Here is a 682-nt window from a genome sequence, read left to right as displayed (position 1 = left end):
ATATATATGCGTAAATAATGACTATGTTCAACGGCGTTCGGTCCCCAGACCTGATTAAGCAGCTGACGCTGGGTCAGCACTTTGCCGTGATTGTTAAGCAGCACGGCCAGCAGGCGAAACTCAATCGGGGTGAGGTGAATCTCTTGGGTACCGCGCAGAATTCGACGGGCAGGCAGATCGACCTGGATATCTGAAAAGGTAAACACCGGATCGGACGGCGTCGTCGCACTGTGGCGGCGCAGCGCCACGCGCAGGCGCGCCTGAAGTTCACCAATACCAAAAGGTTTGCTGAGATAGTCATCGGCCCCGGCGTCCAGCGCCGCAATTTTATCCGTCTCTTCGGCGCGGGCAGAGAGCACAATGATGGGCATTTGGCTCCACTGGCGCACTTCGCGGATAAAATCGAGACCGTCGCCGTCGGGGAGGCCTAAATCGAGGATCACCAGGTCGGGTTTGCGGGTGGCCGCTTCGATAAGCCCGCGCTGTAATGTCCCGGCGTCATACACGTGCAAGCCGTCTCCCTCCAGCGCAGCGCGCAGGAAACGGCTAATGGCGAGTTCGTCTTCAACAATCAGGACGTTAATCACAAATCCTCGGGTAATACATTCATTTCTGGCGGAACATCCAGCGGAAGTGTAACACACAAACAGGCACCTCCTTCCGGTCGGTTGTGGACGGTAAT

General features: G+C 56.5%; 1 protein-coding gene and 1 pseudogene. Both read right to left on the bottom strand.

Annotation, left to right across the window (positions count from 1 at the left end; translation table 11 throughout):
- Positions 1-587, bottom strand: a 587-nt coding sequence (gene kdpE, locus K5E19_RS23280) for a two-component system response regulator KdpE (RefSeq protein ID WP_221553292.1), incomplete at its 3' end; no start/stop codon positions are given.
- Positions 584-682: pseudogene (locus tag K5E19_RS24405) on the bottom strand (osmosensitive K+ channel histidine kinase KdpD); the annotation flags it as partial. The pseudogene K5E19_RS24405 and the gene kdpE, both read right to left, overlap by 4 nt.

Origin of the sequence: Enterobacter sp. RIT637 (assembly GCF_019718755.1) — a bacterium.
Lineage (GTDB): Bacteria > Pseudomonadota > Gammaproteobacteria > Enterobacterales > Enterobacteriaceae > Enterobacter.
Note: the sequence above shows the minus strand (reverse complement) of the source record. Positions and strands in the feature narration are given on the sequence as shown.